The 18,490-nt window shown below is 39.6% G+C and carries 17 protein-coding genes; 8 read left to right on the top strand and 9 right to left on the bottom strand.

Annotation, left to right across the window (positions count from 1 at the left end; translation table 11 throughout):
• Positions 1-23: 23 nt before the first annotated feature.
• From gcvP to MED134_RS11930, 8 genes are all read left to right on the top strand, one after another.
• A complete protein-coding gene (gcvP, locus tag MED134_RS11965; protein ID WP_038599477.1) occupies positions 24-2,873 on the top strand; it encodes an aminomethyl-transferring glycine dehydrogenase in 2,850 nt (949 codons plus the stop codon).
• A 252-nt stretch (positions 2,874-3,125) separates the two neighbouring features.
• Positions 3,126-4,184, top strand: coding sequence for a 3-oxoacyl-ACP synthase III family protein (locus MED134_RS11960; RefSeq protein WP_038599475.1), 1,059 nt, complete (start codon positions 3,126-3,128; stop codon positions 4,182-4,184).
• A 55-nt stretch (positions 4,185-4,239) separates the two neighbouring features.
• Positions 4,240-4,761, top strand: a complete 522-nt coding sequence (locus MED134_RS11955; protein WP_038599472.1) for a methyltransferase — start codon at positions 4,240-4,242, stop codon at positions 4,759-4,761.
• 1 nt (position 4,762) lies between these two features.
• Positions 4,763-5,614: a glycosyltransferase family 2 protein gene (locus MED134_RS11950; protein ID WP_038599469.1), complete on the top strand. Its 852-nt coding sequence runs from the start codon at positions 4,763-4,765 to the stop codon at positions 5,612-5,614.
• 64 nt (positions 5,615-5,678) lie between these two features.
• On the top strand, positions 5,679-6,770 hold the full coding sequence (locus MED134_RS11945) for an alkaline phosphatase (protein WP_038599466.1): 1,092 nt from the start codon (positions 5,679-5,681) through the stop codon (positions 6,768-6,770).
• A gap of 74 nt (positions 6,771-6,844) precedes the next feature.
• Positions 6,845-7,582, top strand: coding sequence for an MlaE family ABC transporter permease (locus MED134_RS11940; protein WP_038599464.1), 738 nt, complete (start codon positions 6,845-6,847; stop codon positions 7,580-7,582).
• On the top strand, positions 7,583-8,344 hold the full coding sequence (locus MED134_RS11935; protein WP_035327447.1) for an ABC transporter ATP-binding protein: 762 nt from the start codon (positions 7,583-7,585) through the stop codon (positions 8,342-8,344).
• Positions 8,345-8,591: 247 nt separating this feature from the next.
• On the top strand, positions 8,592-8,945 hold the full coding sequence (locus MED134_RS11930) for a hypothetical protein (RefSeq protein WP_148305666.1): 354 nt from the start codon (positions 8,592-8,594) through the stop codon (positions 8,943-8,945).
• 29 nt (positions 8,946-8,974) lie between these two features.
• Here MED134_RS11930 and MED134_RS11925 read toward each other — a convergent pair whose 3' ends face one another.
• The 9 genes from MED134_RS11925 to porV form a co-directional block, all read right to left on the bottom strand.
• Positions 8,975-10,465: a DUF389 domain-containing protein gene (locus MED134_RS11925; RefSeq protein ID WP_038599458.1), complete on the bottom strand. Its 1,491-nt coding sequence runs from the start codon at positions 10,463-10,465 to the stop codon at positions 8,975-8,977.
• Positions 10,465-11,550, bottom strand: a complete 1,086-nt coding sequence (locus MED134_RS11920) for a mannose-1-phosphate guanylyltransferase (RefSeq protein ID WP_038599455.1) — start codon at positions 11,548-11,550, stop codon at positions 10,465-10,467. Before MED134_RS11920 ends, MED134_RS11925 begins: the two co-directional genes overlap by 1 nt.
• 7 nt (positions 11,551-11,557) lie before the next feature.
• Positions 11,558-12,154: a SprT-like domain-containing protein gene (locus MED134_RS11915; RefSeq protein WP_038599452.1), complete on the bottom strand. Its 597-nt coding sequence runs from the start codon at positions 12,152-12,154 to the stop codon at positions 11,558-11,560.
• Positions 12,155-12,157: 3 nt separating this feature from the next.
• Positions 12,158-12,838, bottom strand: a complete 681-nt coding sequence (locus MED134_RS11910) for an SDR family NAD(P)-dependent oxidoreductase (protein WP_038599450.1) — start codon at positions 12,836-12,838, stop codon at positions 12,158-12,160.
• 22 nt (positions 12,839-12,860) lie between these two features.
• Positions 12,861-13,871: a M28 family metallopeptidase gene (locus MED134_RS11905; RefSeq protein WP_038601237.1), complete on the bottom strand. Its 1,011-nt coding sequence runs from the start codon at positions 13,869-13,871 to the stop codon at positions 12,861-12,863.
• Positions 13,872-13,934: 63 nt separating this feature from the next.
• Positions 13,935-15,581: a pyruvate dehydrogenase complex dihydrolipoamide acetyltransferase gene (locus tag MED134_RS11900; RefSeq protein WP_038599447.1), complete on the bottom strand. Its 1,647-nt coding sequence runs from the start codon at positions 15,579-15,581 to the stop codon at positions 13,935-13,937.
• Positions 15,582-15,584: 3 nt separating this feature from the next.
• The gene (gene pdhA, locus MED134_RS11895) at positions 15,585-16,583 is read right to left on the bottom strand and encodes a pyruvate dehydrogenase (acetyl-transferring) E1 component subunit alpha (RefSeq protein WP_038599444.1); all 999 of its coding nucleotides are present in this window, start codon (positions 16,581-16,583) and stop codon (positions 15,585-15,587) included.
• A gap of 183 nt (positions 16,584-16,766) precedes the next feature.
• Complete coding sequence (locus MED134_RS11890; RefSeq protein ID WP_038599441.1) at positions 16,767-17,249, bottom strand: cytidine deaminase; 483 nt, start codon at positions 17,247-17,249, stop codon at positions 16,767-16,769.
• Positions 17,250-17,282: 33 nt separating this feature from the next.
• Positions 17,283-18,473 (bottom strand): type IX secretion system outer membrane channel protein PorV, encoded by a 1,191-nt coding sequence (gene porV / locus MED134_RS11885; RefSeq protein WP_038599438.1) that lies wholly within the window; start codon positions 18,471-18,473, stop codon positions 17,283-17,285.
• Positions 18,474-18,490 lie beyond the last annotated feature (17 nt).

The raw sequence follows: 18,490 nt of genomic DNA, 5'->3' as shown, positions 1-18,490 counted from the left end.
GCATCCTTAAATAAATCAATACGATGAATACAGATTCGTTTGCATTACGCCACATAGGCCCACGTAGAAGTGATCTCCCAGAGATGCTTAAAACCGTAGGAGTTGAGACTATGGAACAACTCATTTTTGAGACCATTCCAGATAACATCAGACTCGACAATCCATTATCATTAGATCCAGCTATAAGTGAGCACGAGTTTGCTGCTCACATTACTGCACTTTCTAACAAAAACAAAGTATACAGATCATTTATAGGTCTAGGGTATAATCAAGCAATTACACCTGCAGTCATACAGCGTAATATTTTAGAAAATCCAGGATGGTATACGGCATATACACCGTACCAAGCAGAGATTGCACAAGGAAGACTTGAAGCTTTGCTCAACTACCAGACTATGATTACAGACCTTACCGGTATGGAGCTTGCAAATGCTTCCCTGCTTGATGAGGCAACAGCCGCTGCAGAGGCTATGGCACTCTTATTTTCTGTACGTAGTCGTGCACAAAAGAAGGAAGGTGTACACAAGTTTTTTGTATCTGAAGAGATATTGCCACAAACGCTGTCATTACTACAAACACGCTCTACTCCTATAGGAATAGAACTTGTAGTAGGTAAGCACGAAGACTTTGACTTTTCTAGCGAATACTTTGGGGCTATTTTACAATACCCAGGAGTATCTGGAAAAGTATATGATTATGCTGCCTTTGTAGAAAAAGCAAATGCTGCCGAAATTAAAGTAGCCGTTGCTGCAGATATATTAAGTCTTGTAAAACTACGTGCTCCAGGCGAGTTTGGAGTAGATGTAGTGGTAGGTACCACACAACGTTTTGGTATTCCGCTAGGGTACGGAGGTCCTCACGCAGCATACTTTGCAACTAAAGAGGCTTACAAGAGAAGTATCCCGGGCCGTATCATCGGTGTGACAAAAGACACAGATGGTAAGCGTGCTCTGCGTATGGCACTTCAAACACGCGAGCAACACATCAAACGCGATAAAGCAACGTCAAACATTTGTACCGCACAAGTACTACTTGCAGTTATGGCAGGTATGTACGGTGTGTATCACGGTCCAGAAGGATTAAAAAATATAGCAAATAAAGTACACAATACTGCGGCAACTGTAGCAGATGCACTTGAAAAATTAGGATTATATCAAGTAAACGAGAGTTACTTTGATACTATCCAGATTAAGGCAGATGCTGCAAAGGTAGCTGCAGTTGCACAAGAGATGGAAATTAACTTCCACTATCCAGATGCAGAGACAGTGGCCATATCTATACACGAGGCAACAACACTTCAAGATGTAAACGATATTATTTCCGCTTTCGCGAAAGCGTACTCAAAAGAAACAATCACAGTAACAGAAATCGCCAAAGGAAATGCGATTCCTGAAACAGTAGCACGTGAGACATCATTTTTAACGCTCCCAGTCTTTAACACATACCACTCTGAAACAGAGTTAATGCGTTACATCAAAAAACTTGAGCGTAAAGATTTATCATTAAATCACTCAATGATCTCTTTAGGGTCTTGTACGATGAAGCTTAACGCTGCTTCTGAAATGCTGCCACTTTCTGATCCGCAGTGGGGGAATATGCACCCATTTGCACCACTAGATCAAGCAGAAGGGTACCAGACTATGCTTAAAAAACTAGAAGATCAACTTACTGAAATCACTGGTTTTGCAGGCACTTCATTACAACCTAACTCTGGTGCACAAGGTGAGTATGCCGGTCTTATGGTTATAAGAGCATACCACGAGTCTCGTGGAGACAGCCATAGAAACATTTGCCTCATCCCATCTTCTGCACACGGAACAAATCCTGCAAGTGCAGTAATGGCAGGTATGAAAGTAGTGGTAACTAAAGCATTAGAAAATGGAAACATTGATGTAGATGACCTACGTGAGAAGGCTGAGAAGCACAAGGACAATCTTGCCGCACTTATGATTACATACCCATCTACACACGGTGTATATGAGAGTGCTGTAAAAGAAATCACGCAACTCATACACGATAACGGTGGCCAGGTATATATGGATGGTGCAAATATGAATGCACAAGTTGCCCTTACTAACCCAGGTGCGATAGGTGCAGATGTGTGTCACCTTAACCTACACAAAACCTTTGCTATTCCTCACGGAGGAGGCGGTCCAGGAGTAGGACCTATTTGTGTGGCAAAGCAACTAGTTCCATTTTTACCATCTAACCCTGTTATCACAACCGGAGGAGATAAAGCTATCACAGCAATAAGTGCTGCACCTTGGGGGTCTGCTCTAGCTTGCTTAATCTCTTATGCATATATCACTATGCTAGGTGAACCAGGACTGCGTCACTCTACTGAGTATGCAATCCTTAATGCAAACTATATTAAAGAAAGACTAGATGGTGCTTACCAGTGTCTTTATGTAGGAGAACGTGGTCGCGCAGCTCACGAGATGATTATAGACTGCCGCCCGTTTAAAGCAAAAGGTATCGAAGTGACAGACATTGCAAAACGACTTATGGACTATGGTTTTCACGCACCTACAGTATCGTTTCCGGTTGCAGGAACTATTATGATAGAGCCTACAGAAAGTGAAAGCAGGGAAGAGCTAGATCGTTTTTGTGATGCGATGTTATCAATAAGAAAAGAGATAGAAACAGCTACGGCAGATGAGCCTAATCATATTATGAAAAACGCTCCTCACACCCTAGCAATGCTCACAGCAGATACTTGGGACTTTACATACAGTAGAGAGCAAGCAGCATACCCACTAAGCTACGTTGCTGATAATAAATTCTGGCCTACCGTACGTCGTGTAGATGATGCATATGGTGATCGTAATTTAATATGCACTTGTGCTCCTATAGAAGAATATATGGAAGCATAACCCTCCTATCTAATCTATTAATGAAATGGTCTAAAGCGTATGCTTTAGACCATTTATATTATAAGAAAAAGTATAAAACATTATTTAAAATTAACAATATATCAATGATAGTGTAAGTGCGTATCATAACTCGCTTTAAATGGCGTTTAATAGGTTGAAAATTATAGATTTCATAAAAGAAGTCAGATTAACAAAGCCTCACCGCTATCCCGATACATTTTAGTAACTTTACCCGATTACAAAACACCCTTTATGGCAATTAAAATTACAGGTTTAGGCAGTTTTATACCTGACGTGATTCAAAAAAACGACCAGTTCCAAAATCATACATTTTTGAATATGGACGGCTCTGCAATAACTTCAGAAAATGGAATTATTATAGAAAAATTTAAAGCCATTACAGGAATTGAAGAGCGACGTTACGCACCTAGCGAGATGAACTCTTCAGACTTAGGTTCAAAAGCTGCAGAGCGTGCGATTAAAGATGCAGGAATAGACCCAGAAACACTAGACTATATCATCTGTGCTCACAATTATGGTGATGTACAAAAAGGTTCAAACTTTAGTGATATTGTACCTAGTCTTGCATCACGTATAAAACACAACTTACGTATACAAAACCCTAAATGCGTAGCTTATGATATCCTCTTTGGATGTCCAGGTTGGATAGAAGGAGTTATTCAAGCCCAGGCTTTTATTAAAGCTGGTATGGCAAAAAAATGTCTGGTTATAGGTACAGAGATGTTATCTCGAGTGGTAGATGATCACGATCGTGATAGTATGATTTATAGTGATGGCGCTGGCGCTAGTGTCATAGAAGAAGATGAGAGTGATACAGGTATACTTGCTTTTGAGACGGCTACATTTACCTATGATGAGGCTTACTTCCTCTTTAACGGTTCTTCGTATAACGCAGAGGCAAACCAAGACACAAAATACATCAAGATGTACGGTCGCAAGATCTACAACTTTGCCCTTACACAAGTTCCTCAGGCTATGAAGTCTTGTTTAGAAAAAAGCGGATGTAGCATTGACGATGTAAAGAAAATATTTATCCATCAGGCAAATGAGAAAATGGATGAGGCTATCGTGAGTCGTTTTTACAAACTGCACGATTTAGAAATGCCAGAGCACATTATGCCTATGAGTATAAATAAACTAGGTAACAGCTCAGTTGCTACAGTACCTACCGTTTTTGACCTTGTACGTCAAGGTGCGCTAGAAAATCACGAGATTAACAAAGGTGATGTTGTTATTTTTGCAAGTGTAGGTGCAGGGATGAATATCAATGCGATGATTTATCGTTACTAGACAATCTTTACTTTTGTAAAGAAGTTATCAAGCCTAACCATTTAATAAATTATTCTTGTACGAAAACACGTTTCCAAACAAGCGCTATAAGCACACGCTACATTTTTTAAAAGATGTGGTAAGCACAGACCAGAGCATACTTGACTTGGGCGTGCGCAATCCCTTTGTAACATATATGGAGCGTGAAGGTTACAACGTACAAAACACAACTGGCGAAGACTTAGATCTAGACACCACAGCTGTAAAAAATGCAGATGCACAGGTCGTTACGGCCTTTGAAATTTTTGAACATCTACTCTCTCCTTTTACCGTATTGCAAGACATAAAGGCAAATAAGATAGTGGCGAGCGTGCCTCTCAAATTATGGTTTTCTCCAGCCTACAGATCTAAAACAGATATGTGGGACAGACATTATCACGAGTTTGAAGACTGGCAGTTTGACTGGTTATTTGAAAAGGCTGGATGGGAGATACAAAAGCGTGAGAAGTTTACTAATCCCGTAAAAAAGCTAGGCTTACGCCCCTTGCTACGTCTCTTTACGCCTCGATATTATTTGATTTACGCCACTCGCAAGTAAGATGGATTTTTATATTGTCATCCCTTGTCACAATGAGTCGGCTTTTATTGGTCAGACGCTTGCATCTTTGGTAGCGCAAACGCATCTTCCTAAAAAAGTGGTAGTCGTAAATGACCAAAGCACAGATAATAGTGCCGAGATTGTTTCCGCTTTCGCGAAAGCGCACTCATACATACACCTACTCAACATCACAAGTAGCGACAAGCATCTACCAGGAAGCAAAGTCATAAACGCTTTTTACAAAGGTTTTGAAAGCATAGACGATGAGTATGATGTGATTTGCAAGTATGATGCAGATCTCATTTTCCCGCACGACTACTTAGAAAAGGTAAATAATGCTTTTATAGAAAATAATGCTATTGGAATGGCAGGCGGTTTCTGTTACATTGAAAAAGACGGAAACTGGGAGCTAGAAAACCTCACAAATAAAGATCACATAAGAGGTGCACTCAAGGCATACCGCAAAGCTTGTTTTAAAGATATAGGCGGCATAAAGAAAGCTATGGGATGGGATACTATAGATGAGCTACTTGCAAAATATCATAAATGGGAGATTCACACAGATGACACCCTGCACGTAAAACATCTTAAACCTACCGGAAATACATACAATAAAAGTGCACAATACAAGCAAGGCGAAGCGTTTTATGCTATGCGCTACGGGCTTATACTAACACTTATAGCTTCTAGCAAACTCGCCAAAAGAAAAGGTAATATAAAATTGCTCAAAGACTACCTAAGTGGCTATCTTAAAGCAAAAGCTGCAAAAAAAGAATACCTCGTGACTCCACAGGAGGGTGATTTTATAAGAACTACCCGCTGGGCTGGCATAAGAAAAAAGCTAGGGCTCTAATTCTTAACTTTTTCTTTAAAACAGTACCGTAGACATTAACTACATTTACAAAAATTGACTCATAATGAAGTTTACCTCTTTTACACAATATCTATCTCTTTGCCTTATTGGGCTTACTATTTCTTGCGCCTCTGTAAAGACCACAGCACAAAACAAAAAACCAAAAAATGTTATCCTTATGATAGCAGACGGAACTGGTTTAAGTCAGATCTCTTCAAGTCAGTTTTACAACTCACAGCCGTCTAACTATGACAGATTTAAACACATAGGGCTTATTAAAACTTCATCTGCCAGTGACCTTATAACAGACTCTGCAGCTGGAGCAACAGCATTTTCTACAGGAGTAAAAACATATAATGGAGCTATAGGTGTAAATACAGATACAATTGCTGTACCCACTATACTTGAAGACCTGGAGAAAAGAAATTTTGCAACTGGCGTTATTGCAACCTCAACGATTACACACGCGACGCCTGCAAGTTTTTATGCGCACCAGAAATATAGAAAAATGGAACTTGAGATTGCTCAAGATCTTGTCTCATCTGGTGTAGACTTTTTTGCCGGTGGAGGACGTAAGTTTTTTGAAAACAGAGAAGATGGCAATAACCTTGTTGCTGCACTAGAAGGTTCTGGATATGAGATGTACTTAGATCGTCTTGACCCTTCACTAAAAATGAAAGCCTCAAAAAAATACGGTTTTTTACTTGCAGACTCAGGAATGCCTAAAGTACTAGAAGGCAGAGGTTCTTTTCTTTATGATGCTACAAAACTGGGAATAAAAAGACTCTCAAAAAACAAAGAAGGTTTTTTCTTAATGGTAGAAGGCTCTCAAGTAGATTGGGGTGGTCATAATAATGATGGAGAATATCTAGTGAGCGAGCTTATAGATTTTGATACTGTAATAGGTCAAGTACTTGACTATGCTGCAAAAGATGGAAATACACTTGTAGTCGTAACTGCAGACCACGAGACGGGAGGCTTTACCCTCGCATCTGATGAGGGAGACTATAATAAAATAAATCCTTCATTTTCTACCGGTGGTCACAGTGCTACAATGGTACCTGTTTTTGCTTATGGCCCGGGCGCTACAGAGTTTATGGGTATTTATGAAAACACCGCAATTTACACTAAGATTAAAGCTCTTATAAAAGAGTAGGTATTCATAAAGGTATCTTAAATACTATTTTAACATACTGATAAATCCCTACTTTAGCTTTCTAAATTACTTCAATGTCATACCTACACTCTATAGGAGCGTACTTTATAATGATCAAAGATACCTTTGTAAAACCTACAAAAGGTAAGGTATTGAGCGATCTTATTTTTAAAGAAATAGACGACCTTATTATAGGCTCTCTTGGTATTGTAGCATTTATATCTTTCTTTGTGGGAGGTGTAGTTGCTATACAGACAGCGCTTAACCTTAATAATCCTCTTATCCCAAAGTCACTTATAGGGTTTGCAGCAAGACAGTCTGTTATACTAGAATTTGCACCTACATTTATCTCTATTATTATGGCAGGTAAGGTAGGGTCTTTTATTACATCTAGTATAGGTACAATGCGTGTAACAGAACAGATAGATGCCCTAGAGGTTATGGGTATCAACTCTCTTAACTACCTCATATTCCCTAAAATCGTTGCAATGCTTGTATATCCATTTGTGATTGCAATAGCAATGTTCTTAGGTATCATAGGCGCATATACTGCTGCCGTTTACGGAGGCTTTACCTCAAATGACGCCTTTTTATCTGGGCTACAAGAAGATTTTATACCATTCCAATTATTTTATGCCTTTTTCAAGACATTCCTTTTTGCGTTTTTACTAGCAACCATACCCTCATATCACGGGTATTTTATGAGAGGTGGAGCACTAGAGGTAGGTAAGGCGAGTACAACATCCTTTGTATGGACTAGTGTTGCCATTATCCTTGTAAACTTTATAGTAACTCAATTATTACTAAGCTAGATGATAGAGGTAAAAAACATACGCAAAGGTTTTGGAGATGTTGAGGTTCTCAAGGGATTCTCTACCACATTTAAACCAGGTCAAACTAACCTAATCATTGGTCAGTCTGGATCTGGAAAAACGGTTTTCTTAAAAACAATGCTAGGTCTTCACAAGCCAGATAGCGGCCAGATTATATATAATGGCAATGCATACTCAGATCTTAATGAAGAGCAGCAACGTGACCTCAGAGAGCAAATAGGGATGGTTTTTCAAGGGAGTGCCCTCTTTGACTCTATGACGGTAGAAGAGAACATCGCTTTCCCGCTCAAGATGTTTACCAAAATGAAAAAAAAGGAACGCATCGCCAGAGCAAATGAAGTGATACAGCGTGTAAATCTCGAAAATGCAAACCATAAACTTCCCTCAGAAATTTCTGGAGGAATGCAAAAACGTGTTGCCATAGCCCGCGCTATTGTAAACAATCCTAAATATCTTTTTTGTGATGAGCCCAACTCTGGTCTTGATCCAAATACGGCAACGGTAATAGATAATCTCATACGTGAGATTACTATAGAATATGATATTACCACAATCATAAACACCCACGATATGAACTCTGTAATGGAGATAGGTGATCACATTGTGTATTTACAAAAAGGCCATCTCGCTTGGGAAGGAACGCGTCACGAGATTTTTAAAACAGATAATAAAGATGTGACAAACTTTGTCTACTCTTCTAACCTGTTTAAAATGGTGAGAGAAGCTCAAAACGCAAAGTAGAAAGGTTTTTATAGCGCTTTCGCGAAAGCGTAAACCCCATTTTACAACAAAATAAAGCATTATGCTTAAGCTTTTTATTGTCAGCTTACTAATAATCACTACTAGTTGTATATCGCAACAAGAGAGAGAAGTTGTACAACCTAAGGAAAGTACTCCTATAACTTGTACTACAAAAGAATGTTCTGGAAAATATATAGGTCCAGAATTTGTAAATGGTTCCGATGTAGCGCATCAGTTTTCGAATACTATGTCAAAGGTAGTTGGTGATAAACTTAAAGAACTTTATCTCAATCAAGATTACAAGAAAGTAGACCTCCATAATATAATAATGACTACCGAAGGGATGGGTAGTGGAAATGTTCACTATTATCTGTCAGTTCCATTTATTGAAGTAAAAAAACCTTGTGAAGCATATACCTCATTTGACCACGTAGGTGGCTGGAACCACAGACCTGAACTTAAGAAAAGGATAAATCAACTTACGCCACTATTACTCAAAGACCAGTCTCTTGATATAAGTAAACTACATCAAACTGATGAAGGATTACAGGAGTACTGGATACAATGGAAAAATAATAAAACACAAAAAGGTTGCATTTAAGAGCAAAAGCAACAAAGCCACACTTTCGGTTACTTTCTTACCTCAACATTACCACTTACCACCACAGTATCTAGCGTAAAACGTTCTTTAATCCAGAGACCCATTTTTTGTTCTTGTCTTGATCTTACCTCTTGAGATAAACTATCTGCCCACATCACACGCACGACGGTGAGTGTATCTATAGCGCCACTAAAGTCTGTAGTAATCTCAGTCGCATACCCAAAACGCTTGAGCCCATCATAATTAATCTTAGCCTCATTGCGCATAGATGCAAATGGCAAAGTAGTACTTCTAAGTTGTGTCACCTCATTTTCTAGCAATCTTATTTGCTCATCTTTTGAGCTCATTGCTTCTTGATTTTTTACATAAAGATCTTCTAAGATTCCAGAACGCACCTCTGTACTTAATCTAGCGGCTAGCTCTCCGCTTTGATCTGCTCCTTGATGTACTACGAGCGTACAGTTCTCACAGTCCTCTGTTTTTTTAAATTCATCTTCCCACCTATCTATAATATTTTGAGGCACTAGACTCCCTATAAGGTAGACATCTATTCGTTTTTTCTCGGCATCATCAGTTTCTTTTACAATCTCTGCACCTTCATACTTAATCGTATTAGTCACAAAAGCTTTTGCTTTTGTAATAAAAATTTGCTGATTGAGCAGTCTTAAGAAAGTCCACACACTAGGCACTAAAACAAGTACCGCTATGAGCGTAGCCATACGCGTGGTGCGCTTTCTCCTTTTTTGATTTGCATATTTTACAAGAGGGAATTTGAGAAGCTTTGATACTGTAAATGTTGCTAGTGCTATAAATACAGCATTTATAGAGAATAAATACATCGCCCCAAGCGCCCAGTAAAGTCCCTCACTGTTACCTATAATAGATTGTGACAATCCATACCCTACAGTACATAAAGGTGGCATAAGTGCCGTTGCAATCGCTACACCAAAAATCACACTAGCAATTGTACCAGACTTAGTCTTTGCCACGATAAGTGCAAGACCACCAAAGATGGCTATAAAAACATCAAGTATAGTAGGCCAGGTACGAGCCATAAGCTCTGGAGTTTCTTCCTTTACTGGTGATAAACTAAAATATAGCGTTGCCGTGAGCACACTAAGTACAATCATAACGGCAAGGTTTACAAACGAGCGCTTCATCATAAGCGCATCGTTTATGGCGATAGAAAGTCCTACACCTACAATAGGTCCCATAAGCGGACTTATAAGCATCGCTCCTATCACTACTGCCGTACTACTCACGTTAAGACCTATACTCGCCACAAAAATGGAGAATATAAGAATCCACGCATTGTGTCCCTTAAAAGGGATATCCTTACGTATCGCCTCTACTGTAGTAGAGCGATCTGTGTCTTCTCGTATATCAAGAAGATCGTTTAAAAATTGCTTTATAGACTCCCAGACACTCTGCGCCTCATCGCGCATATCTTCTTTAGGATTTATATCTAACTCGCTAGGCTTTGGGTCAGGATTTGCCCCTATATTATCTTTGTTTTCCACTATCCTAAATTATTACCAAATTTTGATTGTACCTCATTACGAATCTCCTTGATGTCTTGCTCCTTACTTTTTGGCACAATAACGAGAACATCTTCTTTTTCGACGATAATGTAGTCTTTAAGTCCGTCTACAACTACCACTTTATCACTAGCTGTTCTTATAATATTCCCCGATGTGTTTGTTGCAATCACACGTGCATTTACTACGGCATCTTCACCAGAATCGCCTTGCATTTTATCATATAGCGACCCCCAAGTACCTAAATCATTCCAGTCAAAAGTAGCTGGGACGACTTTTACATTTTGATGTTTTTCCATCACGCCAAAATCTATACTTATATTTTCTGCCTTTGGATACTCTTCATCTATAAAGGCTTGCTCCTCTGGCAAGTTATAAACAGCATTCCCCTTGTTAAATAACGCATACATCTCTGGTAAAAACTCTTTAAAACTATTTACCACAGTTGCTACACTCCAGATAAACATTCCGGCATTCCAGAGGTATTCTCCGCTGGCTACAAATTCTTTGGCAGTAGGGTAATCTGGTTTTTCTGTAAAACGTTTTACCGCTTTCGCGAAAGCGTTATCACTCTTATCATAATTTATATAACCATACCCCGTGTTAGGAAAAGTGGGCTGTATACCTAAAGTTACAATAGCCTCTTCCTTCTCTGCCGCATCAAAGGCTTTTTGTAAATCACCTACAAAGGCATCTTCATCTTCAATCCAGGCATCGCTAGGTGCTACAATCATCACCGCATCTGGGTTTTCCTTTTCTACCTTAAGTGCCGAAAGTAAAATACAAGGAGCCGTGTTGCGCATTGCAGACTCTAGTACAATATTTTTTTGTGCGATTTGTGGTAATTGCTCTTTTACGAGATCGTTATAATCTACATTAGTAAGCACAAGTATTTGCTCTTCTGGAACAAGCTTTGAAAGACGCTTAAATGTTTTTTGTAATAAAGTTTCTCCCGTACCTAGCATATCGTGAAACTGCTTTGGGAAAGCTTGCGTACTTACAGGCCAAAACCTAGAACCTACACCTCCTGCCATAAGAAGGGCATAATAGTTTTTATTGTCTTTCATACTTGTGTTATTTTAAATGTTCTACCTCTGCATTAGGTTGAAAAAGATACACTTTTCCGGTTGCAACTTCCACACACTCATACCTTTTAACTCTTTTGCTTCCTTTCTGAAAAATTTTTCCATTTTGGATTCTAAAGGTGCTTCCTGTAGGTATTTCAAATATATAATTTTTATCAGACGGTGGGTCGTACATTTTTAAAGCTACAGAAAGATGTGCATCTGTATCACTACTTGCCTTTGGATTTTTAAAATGTCTTGCCAGATAAGGCAATAAATCTTGAGGGAATATCTCGGGTCGTATAAAGGGTAACATAAGGTGCTGGAAAGTATGCTTCCACTCTTTCCCGTGGGGTTTTATACGTCTACCGTATTTTTTAAACGCAACGAGATGTGCTATCTCGTGTACTAGTGTGACGAGAAATCTGTATTTGTTAAGGCTTACATTAACGGTAATCTGGTGTTGCCCGTCTGGTAATATTCTATAATCTCCGTGCCTGGTGAGTCGCTCATTTACAATTTTAAGATACACTCCGTGTTCTTTTATAAGCTCAAAAACAGGTGGTGCTGCCCGCTCCGGAATGTATTTTTTTAAGGTTTCAACCATACATTAAGGTGTACTTGCAGACACTTGCAGTGTTTTACCATTATAAAAAGCATTACCCTTACGAGAGAAGTCGTAAAGATAATCTGCCATTTGCACTGCACTAAGCGGCGCCTCATAACCCGGAAATGCTTCTTCTAGCATCTCTGTTTGTACAGCCCCTAGAGCTAGCACATTAAAAGCGATACCGCTTTCTTTATACTCTTCTGCTAGAAGTTCGTTCCAGGTGATAACTGCTCCTTTACTTGAGCTGTAAGCCGCAAGGCCAGGGAATTTCATACTCCCTTGTATTCCTCCCATACTTGATACAGTCACCACGTGGCTTCCTTTGCTCATATAAGGCAGCACTGTACGAGTCATCTCTGCTACACCAAAAACATTGACACGATACACTTGTTCAAAATCTGCAATGGTAGTCTCTGCAAATGGTTTGTTTAATAATGCACCTGCATTATTAATTAAGATATCGACACCTTCCCAATCGCTCTCTATAAAGTCTACAACTTTTTGAAAATCATCTTGATTTGTAATGTCAAAAGGAAATGCGGTAAGATTTTGTAGATTAAGATCTGCACAACTTTTATGCTTTCGCGAAAGCGCAAGTACCTGATGCCCCTCCTTTGCAAACTGCTTTGCAAGCTCAAAACCTATCCCTCTACTTGTACCGGTAATAATAACTCTTTTCATAACCTGTCTTATCTACTCTTTGCTATTGCTTTACAACCTTTACTTCTTGAGTCTTGCTATTTGCCAGTCCCTCTAGACCTGGTATAAATTGTTTTATGGCTTTTTGCATAAAAGCGATATCCATCTCTTCTACCTCATCATTTACACCGTGGTAATGATCAAAGTTTGTGAAGTCAAAAGAAGAAATCGTATGTGCCGGAACACCAAATTCTAAGAAAAACGGGTAGTTATCACTACGCATAAATAAGTTAAACTCTTTAGCCTTTGGTAAAAAGCCTACAACCTTAGATCCTGCGTATTTATTAAACACTTCAGGAAAATTAGACATCTCATATCCTGACGCATACACTGTGTGATCTTTACCTACCATAGGCACTCCTATCATCTCTATATTGAAAACCATATAGACAGCAGTGTTTGCGGCTTTCATTTCTTTAGCAAGATGCTTAGATCCCAACAGTCCTTTTTCTTCTGCCGAAAATAATGCAAATACGAGTGTTCGTTTATTGTTCTTTGTCTTAGCAAAATGATCTGCAAGTGCCAGGACTGCGGTTGTACCTGCTGCGTTATCATTTGCTCCGTTTGCAATTACATCACCATCTACAGCTTTACCATTACCTATGTGGTCGTAATGAGCACCTATAACAATAACCTCGTCTTTAAGCGCAGGATCTGTACCCTCAAGCACTCCTACAATGTTATAAGCATCACGCCCCTTTGCTTCAAAATTATCTCGATAAGTATTATAATACGGTTTTACCCCTGTATCTTTAAAGCGAGCTTCTATAAACTGAGCGGCCATCTCTATACCTTCACTACCGGTATCACGGCCTTGCAACTCATCTGACGCTAAAAAGGTCATCGTATTTTCTACAGATTTCATCTTCTTGATGTCTGGCATCACCATCGTTACCTGAGTAGGGCTAGACGCTTTTACCTCTGGTACATTCTCACCCTTAACACCCACTAATGGTGCTCCTGAATTACAAGCGGCAAGTAGTACCGCTGTGCTTATTACTACAAATTTTCTCATAAAGCTAAAGATAAAAAAACCCACGCAGATGCGTGGGTTTATACATTTATAATTACTGTGTGCCTATGCAAGCATAAGTACAGGATTCTCAATATATGTTTTAAGCGTTTGTAAGAACTGTGCTCCTGTCGCACCATCTACTGTACGGTGATCACAAGCAAGCGTAAGCTTCATCGTGTGACCTACTACAAGTTGACCATTCTTTACAACTGGCTTCTCTACAATAGCTCCTACAGATAATATTGCCGAGTTAGGCTGGTTAATAATAGACGTAAAATCTGTTATTCCAAACATACCAAGGTTAGATATCGTAAAAGTAGAACCTTCCATCTCTGGAATGGTAAGCTTCTTGTCACGCGCTTTACCAGCTAGTGTCTTTACCTCTGCATTAATTTGCTGTAATGACTTCTCATTTGCAAACTCTACTACAGGTACAACAAGTCCATCTGGTACAGCCACAGCTACACCTATGTGCACGTGGTGGTTAAGACGCATCTTATCATCAAACCATTGAGAGTTTACCTGAGGATGTTGCTTAAGCGCAATAGAAGTTGCTTTAATGATCATATCATTAAAAGAAACCTTTGTATCTGGCTGTGTGTTAAACTGCTTACGGAAACTCATCATATTCTCCATATTGAACTCAACGTTCAGGTAATAATGAGGTGCTGTAAACTTAGATTTACCAAGACCACGAGCAATCGCTTTACGCATTTGAGAGTTTTCTATCTCTTCAAAGCTTTCTTCTCCGGTTGCAACAAACTGCTGCACAGAACCGCCTGTAGAAGGTGTGAAGTTTTCAACATCACTCTTTACAATACGACCGTTTTCTCCAGTTCCTTTTACTTGAGCAAGGTTTATACCTTTCTCTTCTGCTATTTTCTTTGCTAGAGGTGACACAAAGATACGTCCTCCGTTTGTGCTAGTAGTTGTGGTTGCTTTTGCTGGAGCAGCAGCCTTAGGCGCACTGGTTGTATTTTCTTTTGAAGCTTTTGGCGCTTCCTTTTTCTCCTCTTTCTTTTCTTCTTTTTTAGGTGCAGATTTCGCAGGTGCTCCGCCACTTTTTATAACTCCAGAGACATCTGTCCCTTCTGGGCCTATGATAGCGAGTAGGGCATCTACCTTTGCAGTTTCACCTTCATTGATACCTATATGTAATAGCGTTCCAGACTGAAAAGACTCAAACTCCATTGTAGCCTTATCTGTTTCTATCTCTGCAAGAATATCGCCCTCTTCTACCATATCACCTACGCTTTTAAGCCAGGTAGCTACAGTTCCCTCTTCCATTGTGTCTGAGAGTCTAGGCATTGTTACTACAATAACTCCTTCTGGCACATCACTAGATGTGTCTTCTTGAGTATCATCTTCGGCTGTTGCCTCTGCGTTATCTTCTGAATCACTAGAATCTGAAGTTGAAGTTTCTTCTTCTTTCGCGGAAGCGTCACCATTAAGCAGTCCTGAGATGTCTTCTCCTTCTTCACCTATAATGGCAAGTAGGGTATCTACCTTTGCAGTTTGCCCCTCTTCTATCCCGATGTGTAATAAAACACCCTCGTTAAAAGACTCAAACTCCATTGTAGCTTTATCTGTCTCGATCTCTGCTAGTATGTCTCCTTCTTCTACCTTGTCACCTACGCTTTTTAACCAGGTAGCGACTGTTCCTTCTTCCATCGTGTCGCTCAGGCGCGGCATATTTATTACTTCTGCCATAACTTATAATCTATGAGGTATGAATGGATAATCTTCTTGATCGTATACTACGTCGTACATAACATTTACATCTGGGAATGGGCTTTCTTCTGCAAACTTCTCACACTCTGCAACGCGTTTCTTAACGTTTTTACCCATTTCATCTATCTCCTCTTGGGTTGCATAACCTTTTTCTAAGATAACCTCCTTAACCTGAGTAATAGGATCTATTTTTTGATACTCTGCTACCTCATCTTTTGTACGATAGTGTTGTGCATCAGACATAGAGTGACCTCTATAACGGTATGTTTTTAGTTCTAAAAATGTAGGTCCGTCACCACGTCGAGCTCTCTCAATAGCTTCGTCCATCGCTTCGGCTACGGCTACTGGGTTCATCGCGTCTACAGGTCCACAAGGCATCTCATATCCTAATCCTAGTTTCCAGATATCTTCGTGGTTTGCAGTACGAGCAACAGAAGTTCCCATTGCGTACCCATTATTTTCTACACAAAATACTACTGGAAGTTTCCAGAGCATTGCCATATTAAATGTCTCGTGTAGTGACCCTTGTCTTGCTGCTCCGTCTCCAAAGTAGCAAAGCGTCACTGCACCTGTCTTGTTATACTTATCTCCAAAAGCCATTCCTGCACCCAGTGGGATTTGCCCCCCTACGATACCGTGACCTCCGTAAAATCCTTTTTCTTTAGAAAATATGTGCATAGAACCTCCAAGACCTTGTGAGGTACCAGTTCCTTTACCATAAAGCTCTGCCATTACTCGCTTTGGGTCTACTCCCATCCCGATAGGTTGCACGTGATTACGGTATGCAGTAATCATTTTATCCTTAGATAAATCCATTGCGTGTAGTGATCCAGCTAGTATTGCTTCTTGCCCATTATACAGGTGTAGAAAGCCACGTACTTTTTGCTGAATATATACTTGAGCTAGCTTGTCTTCAAACTTGCGCCAGAAGAGCATCTCTTCGTACCAATTAAGGTAGGTTTCCTTCGTGATTTTTTTCATTTAAAAGCGTATAAATGCCACCCATTTTTAGGCGAATAACAAAAATAACGATTTAAAGGAATATGTAAAAACTGTAAGAGAGGAAAAATTACGCAATCGCTTTCGTAATAAATAGTTGCCTTTTTACGCTTTCGCGAAAGCGCACTCACACCCATCACAACCTAGGTTTTACTAATGAACCAATTATAGATACTTTGAAGTAAATAGCAGCGGAAGTATATTTTCTAAAGATGCACTCTTAACCACCTTGCCCTTTTCTCCCATAAAATAAAGCTCAATAGGTGCTTCTTGCTTGATCTCATACTCTGCAATAGCCTGTCTACACACGCCACAAGGTGGTATAGGATCTGTTGTTTCTTTATCTCTGGCGCGTGCTGTGATTGCCATCGTGAGCATCTTTGCATCTGGATACTGCGATGAGGCATAAAATATAGCTGTGCGTTCTGCACATAGACCAGCGGGATAACAAGCATTCTCTTGATTATTACCTGTAACAATTTCTCCATTATCTAGCAGAAGTGCTGCACCTACTAAGAAGTTAGAATATGGAGCATACGCTCGCTCCCTGGCAGCAAATGCTGCATCCATTAAAGATGAAATCGTTTCTGGAAGCTCATCCTTAGAGGAATACACATCAAGAAACGATTCGATTTTTATTTTTTCCATAAAGTTATTTCGCTTTAAGCGAAAGTCTTAATTCTAGTACTCGTCGTACTCTTCACCAAAGGTAAATGTAAGTCCAAAACGAAGCGTGTTTTCTAAAGGACTTCTTACAGATCCCGTCGAAAATAAATAAGATAGATCCAGATCTATTGAGTTAAACTCAAACCCAGCTCCTAGTGTTGCAAATTTACGCGCTCCTTTTATATCACTCTCATTAAAGTATCCCGCTCTTAAAGCAAACACATCATTATATGTATACTCTGTTGCAAGTGACCAGGTCACCTCCTTTAGCTCTTCACTAAATCCATCTGGCGCATCTCCAAAAGACTGAAAAATACCTGAGAAGAAGTTTACATCATCATCTTGACCTGCTATAATTACAACATCATCTTCAGATGTGATTTCTCCATCTCCATTAGTATCTACTCTTCCTCTTAAAGGAGGTGTAGGCACTAGTAATTTATTAAACTCAAGACCTACAAATATTTTATTGTAGCTATCTAGTATGAAATCAAAACCCCCTCCTAACTTTAGGTTAGTTGGGATAAAGTTTTCTTGACCAGCATCGTCATAACTCACTTTAGGACCTATGTTTGAGATATTAAATCCAGCTCTCCATCTACCATCAAAGTTGTTATACACCTGCTCTTCAGACTGGTAATAACCTGAGATATCTACCCCAAAAGAACTCGCTGGACTCGCATCTGCAAACTCATCAAGTTGCTGTATACGTAAGTTACTCTGTAAAAAACGTCCAGATACCGCCATAGAGAACTGATCATCTAGCTTAAGAGCATATGTCGCGTCTATAGAAAATTCATTTGGCTTGATATCTAAACCGGGGCCTTCTGCACCGGTTCTTGTATTAATTGTACCAAGACTAAAATAACGTAGACTAGCCGCAAATGCGCTACGATCATCAATACGGTTTGCATAGACTGCTTGGAGCAGTCCTATGTCGTTTACTAGATTCCCTAAATAGGGAGTGTAGTTTATACCCACATTATGTTGATCTGGCAGAAAGGCTAGCTTTGCCGGGTTCCACTGCACCGCATAAGCATCTGGGCTCGTTGCAACTCCCTGCTCTCCCATACCTGCAGCACGCGCGTCTCCTGCGATAGCAAGAAAAGGAACTGCAGTGGTAATTGTATTTGTGTCATCTTGTGCTTGAACTGACACATTAGACAAAATAAAAGCTGCTACTAACAGCGATAAAAACTTATTCATACTAAAGGGTAATTTTG

It is taken from the genome of Dokdonia sp. MED134 (assembly GCF_000152925.2).
Taxonomy (GTDB): domain Bacteria; phylum Bacteroidota; class Bacteroidia; order Flavobacteriales; family Flavobacteriaceae; genus Dokdonia.
Note: the sequence above shows the minus strand (reverse complement) of the source record. Positions and strands in the feature narration are given on the sequence as shown.

Bases quoted from the DNA above. Each gene is read 5' to 3' on its own strand.
- gcvP (WP_038599477.1), top strand. From the start codon at position 24: ATGAATACAGATTCGTTTGCATTACGCCACATAGGCCCACGTAGAAGT.
- MED134_RS11960 (WP_038599475.1), top strand. From the start codon at position 3,126: ATGGCAATTAAAATTACAGGTTTAGGCAGTTTTATACCTGACGTGATT.
- MED134_RS11950 (WP_038599469.1), top strand. From the start codon at position 4,763: ATGGATTTTTATATTGTCATCCCTTGTCACAATGAGTCGGCTTTTATT.
- MED134_RS11945 (WP_038599466.1), top strand. From the start codon at position 5,679: ATGAAGTTTACCTCTTTTACACAATATCTATCTCTTTGCCTTATTGGG.
- MED134_RS11940 (WP_038599464.1), top strand. From the start codon at position 6,845: ATGTCATACCTACACTCTATAGGAGCGTACTTTATAATGATCAAAGAT.
- MED134_RS11935 (WP_035327447.1), top strand. From the start codon at position 7,583: ATGATAGAGGTAAAAAACATACGCAAAGGTTTTGGAGATGTTGAGGTT.
- MED134_RS11930 (WP_148305666.1), top strand. From the start codon at position 8,592: ATGTCAAAGGTAGTTGGTGATAAACTTAAAGAACTTTATCTCAATCAA.
- MED134_RS11920 (WP_038599455.1), bottom strand. From the start codon at position 11,550: ATGAAAGACAATAAAAACTATTATGCCCTTCTTATGGCAGGAGGTGTA.
- MED134_RS11915 (WP_038599452.1), bottom strand. From the start codon at position 12,154: ATGGTTGAAACCTTAAAAAAATACATTCCGGAGCGGGCAGCACCACCT.
- MED134_RS11910 (WP_038599450.1), bottom strand. From the start codon at position 12,838: ATGAAAAGAGTTATTATTACCGGTACAAGTAGAGGGATAGGTTTTGAG.
- MED134_RS11905 (WP_038601237.1), bottom strand. From the start codon at position 13,871: ATGAGAAAATTTGTAGTAATAAGCACAGCGGTACTACTTGCCGCTTGT.
- MED134_RS11900 (WP_038599447.1), bottom strand. From the start codon at position 15,581: ATGGCAGAAGTAATAAATATGCCGCGCCTGAGCGACACGATGGAAGAA.
- pdhA (WP_038599444.1), bottom strand. From the start codon at position 16,583: ATGAAAAAAATCACGAAGGAAACCTACCTTAATTGGTACGAAGAGATG.
- MED134_RS11890 (WP_038599441.1), bottom strand. From the start codon at position 17,249: ATGGAAAAAATAAAAATCGAATCGTTTCTTGATGTGTATTCCTCTAAG.
- porV (WP_038599438.1), bottom strand. From the start codon at position 18,473: ATGAATAAGTTTTTATCGCTGTTAGTAGCAGCTTTTATTTTGTCTAAT.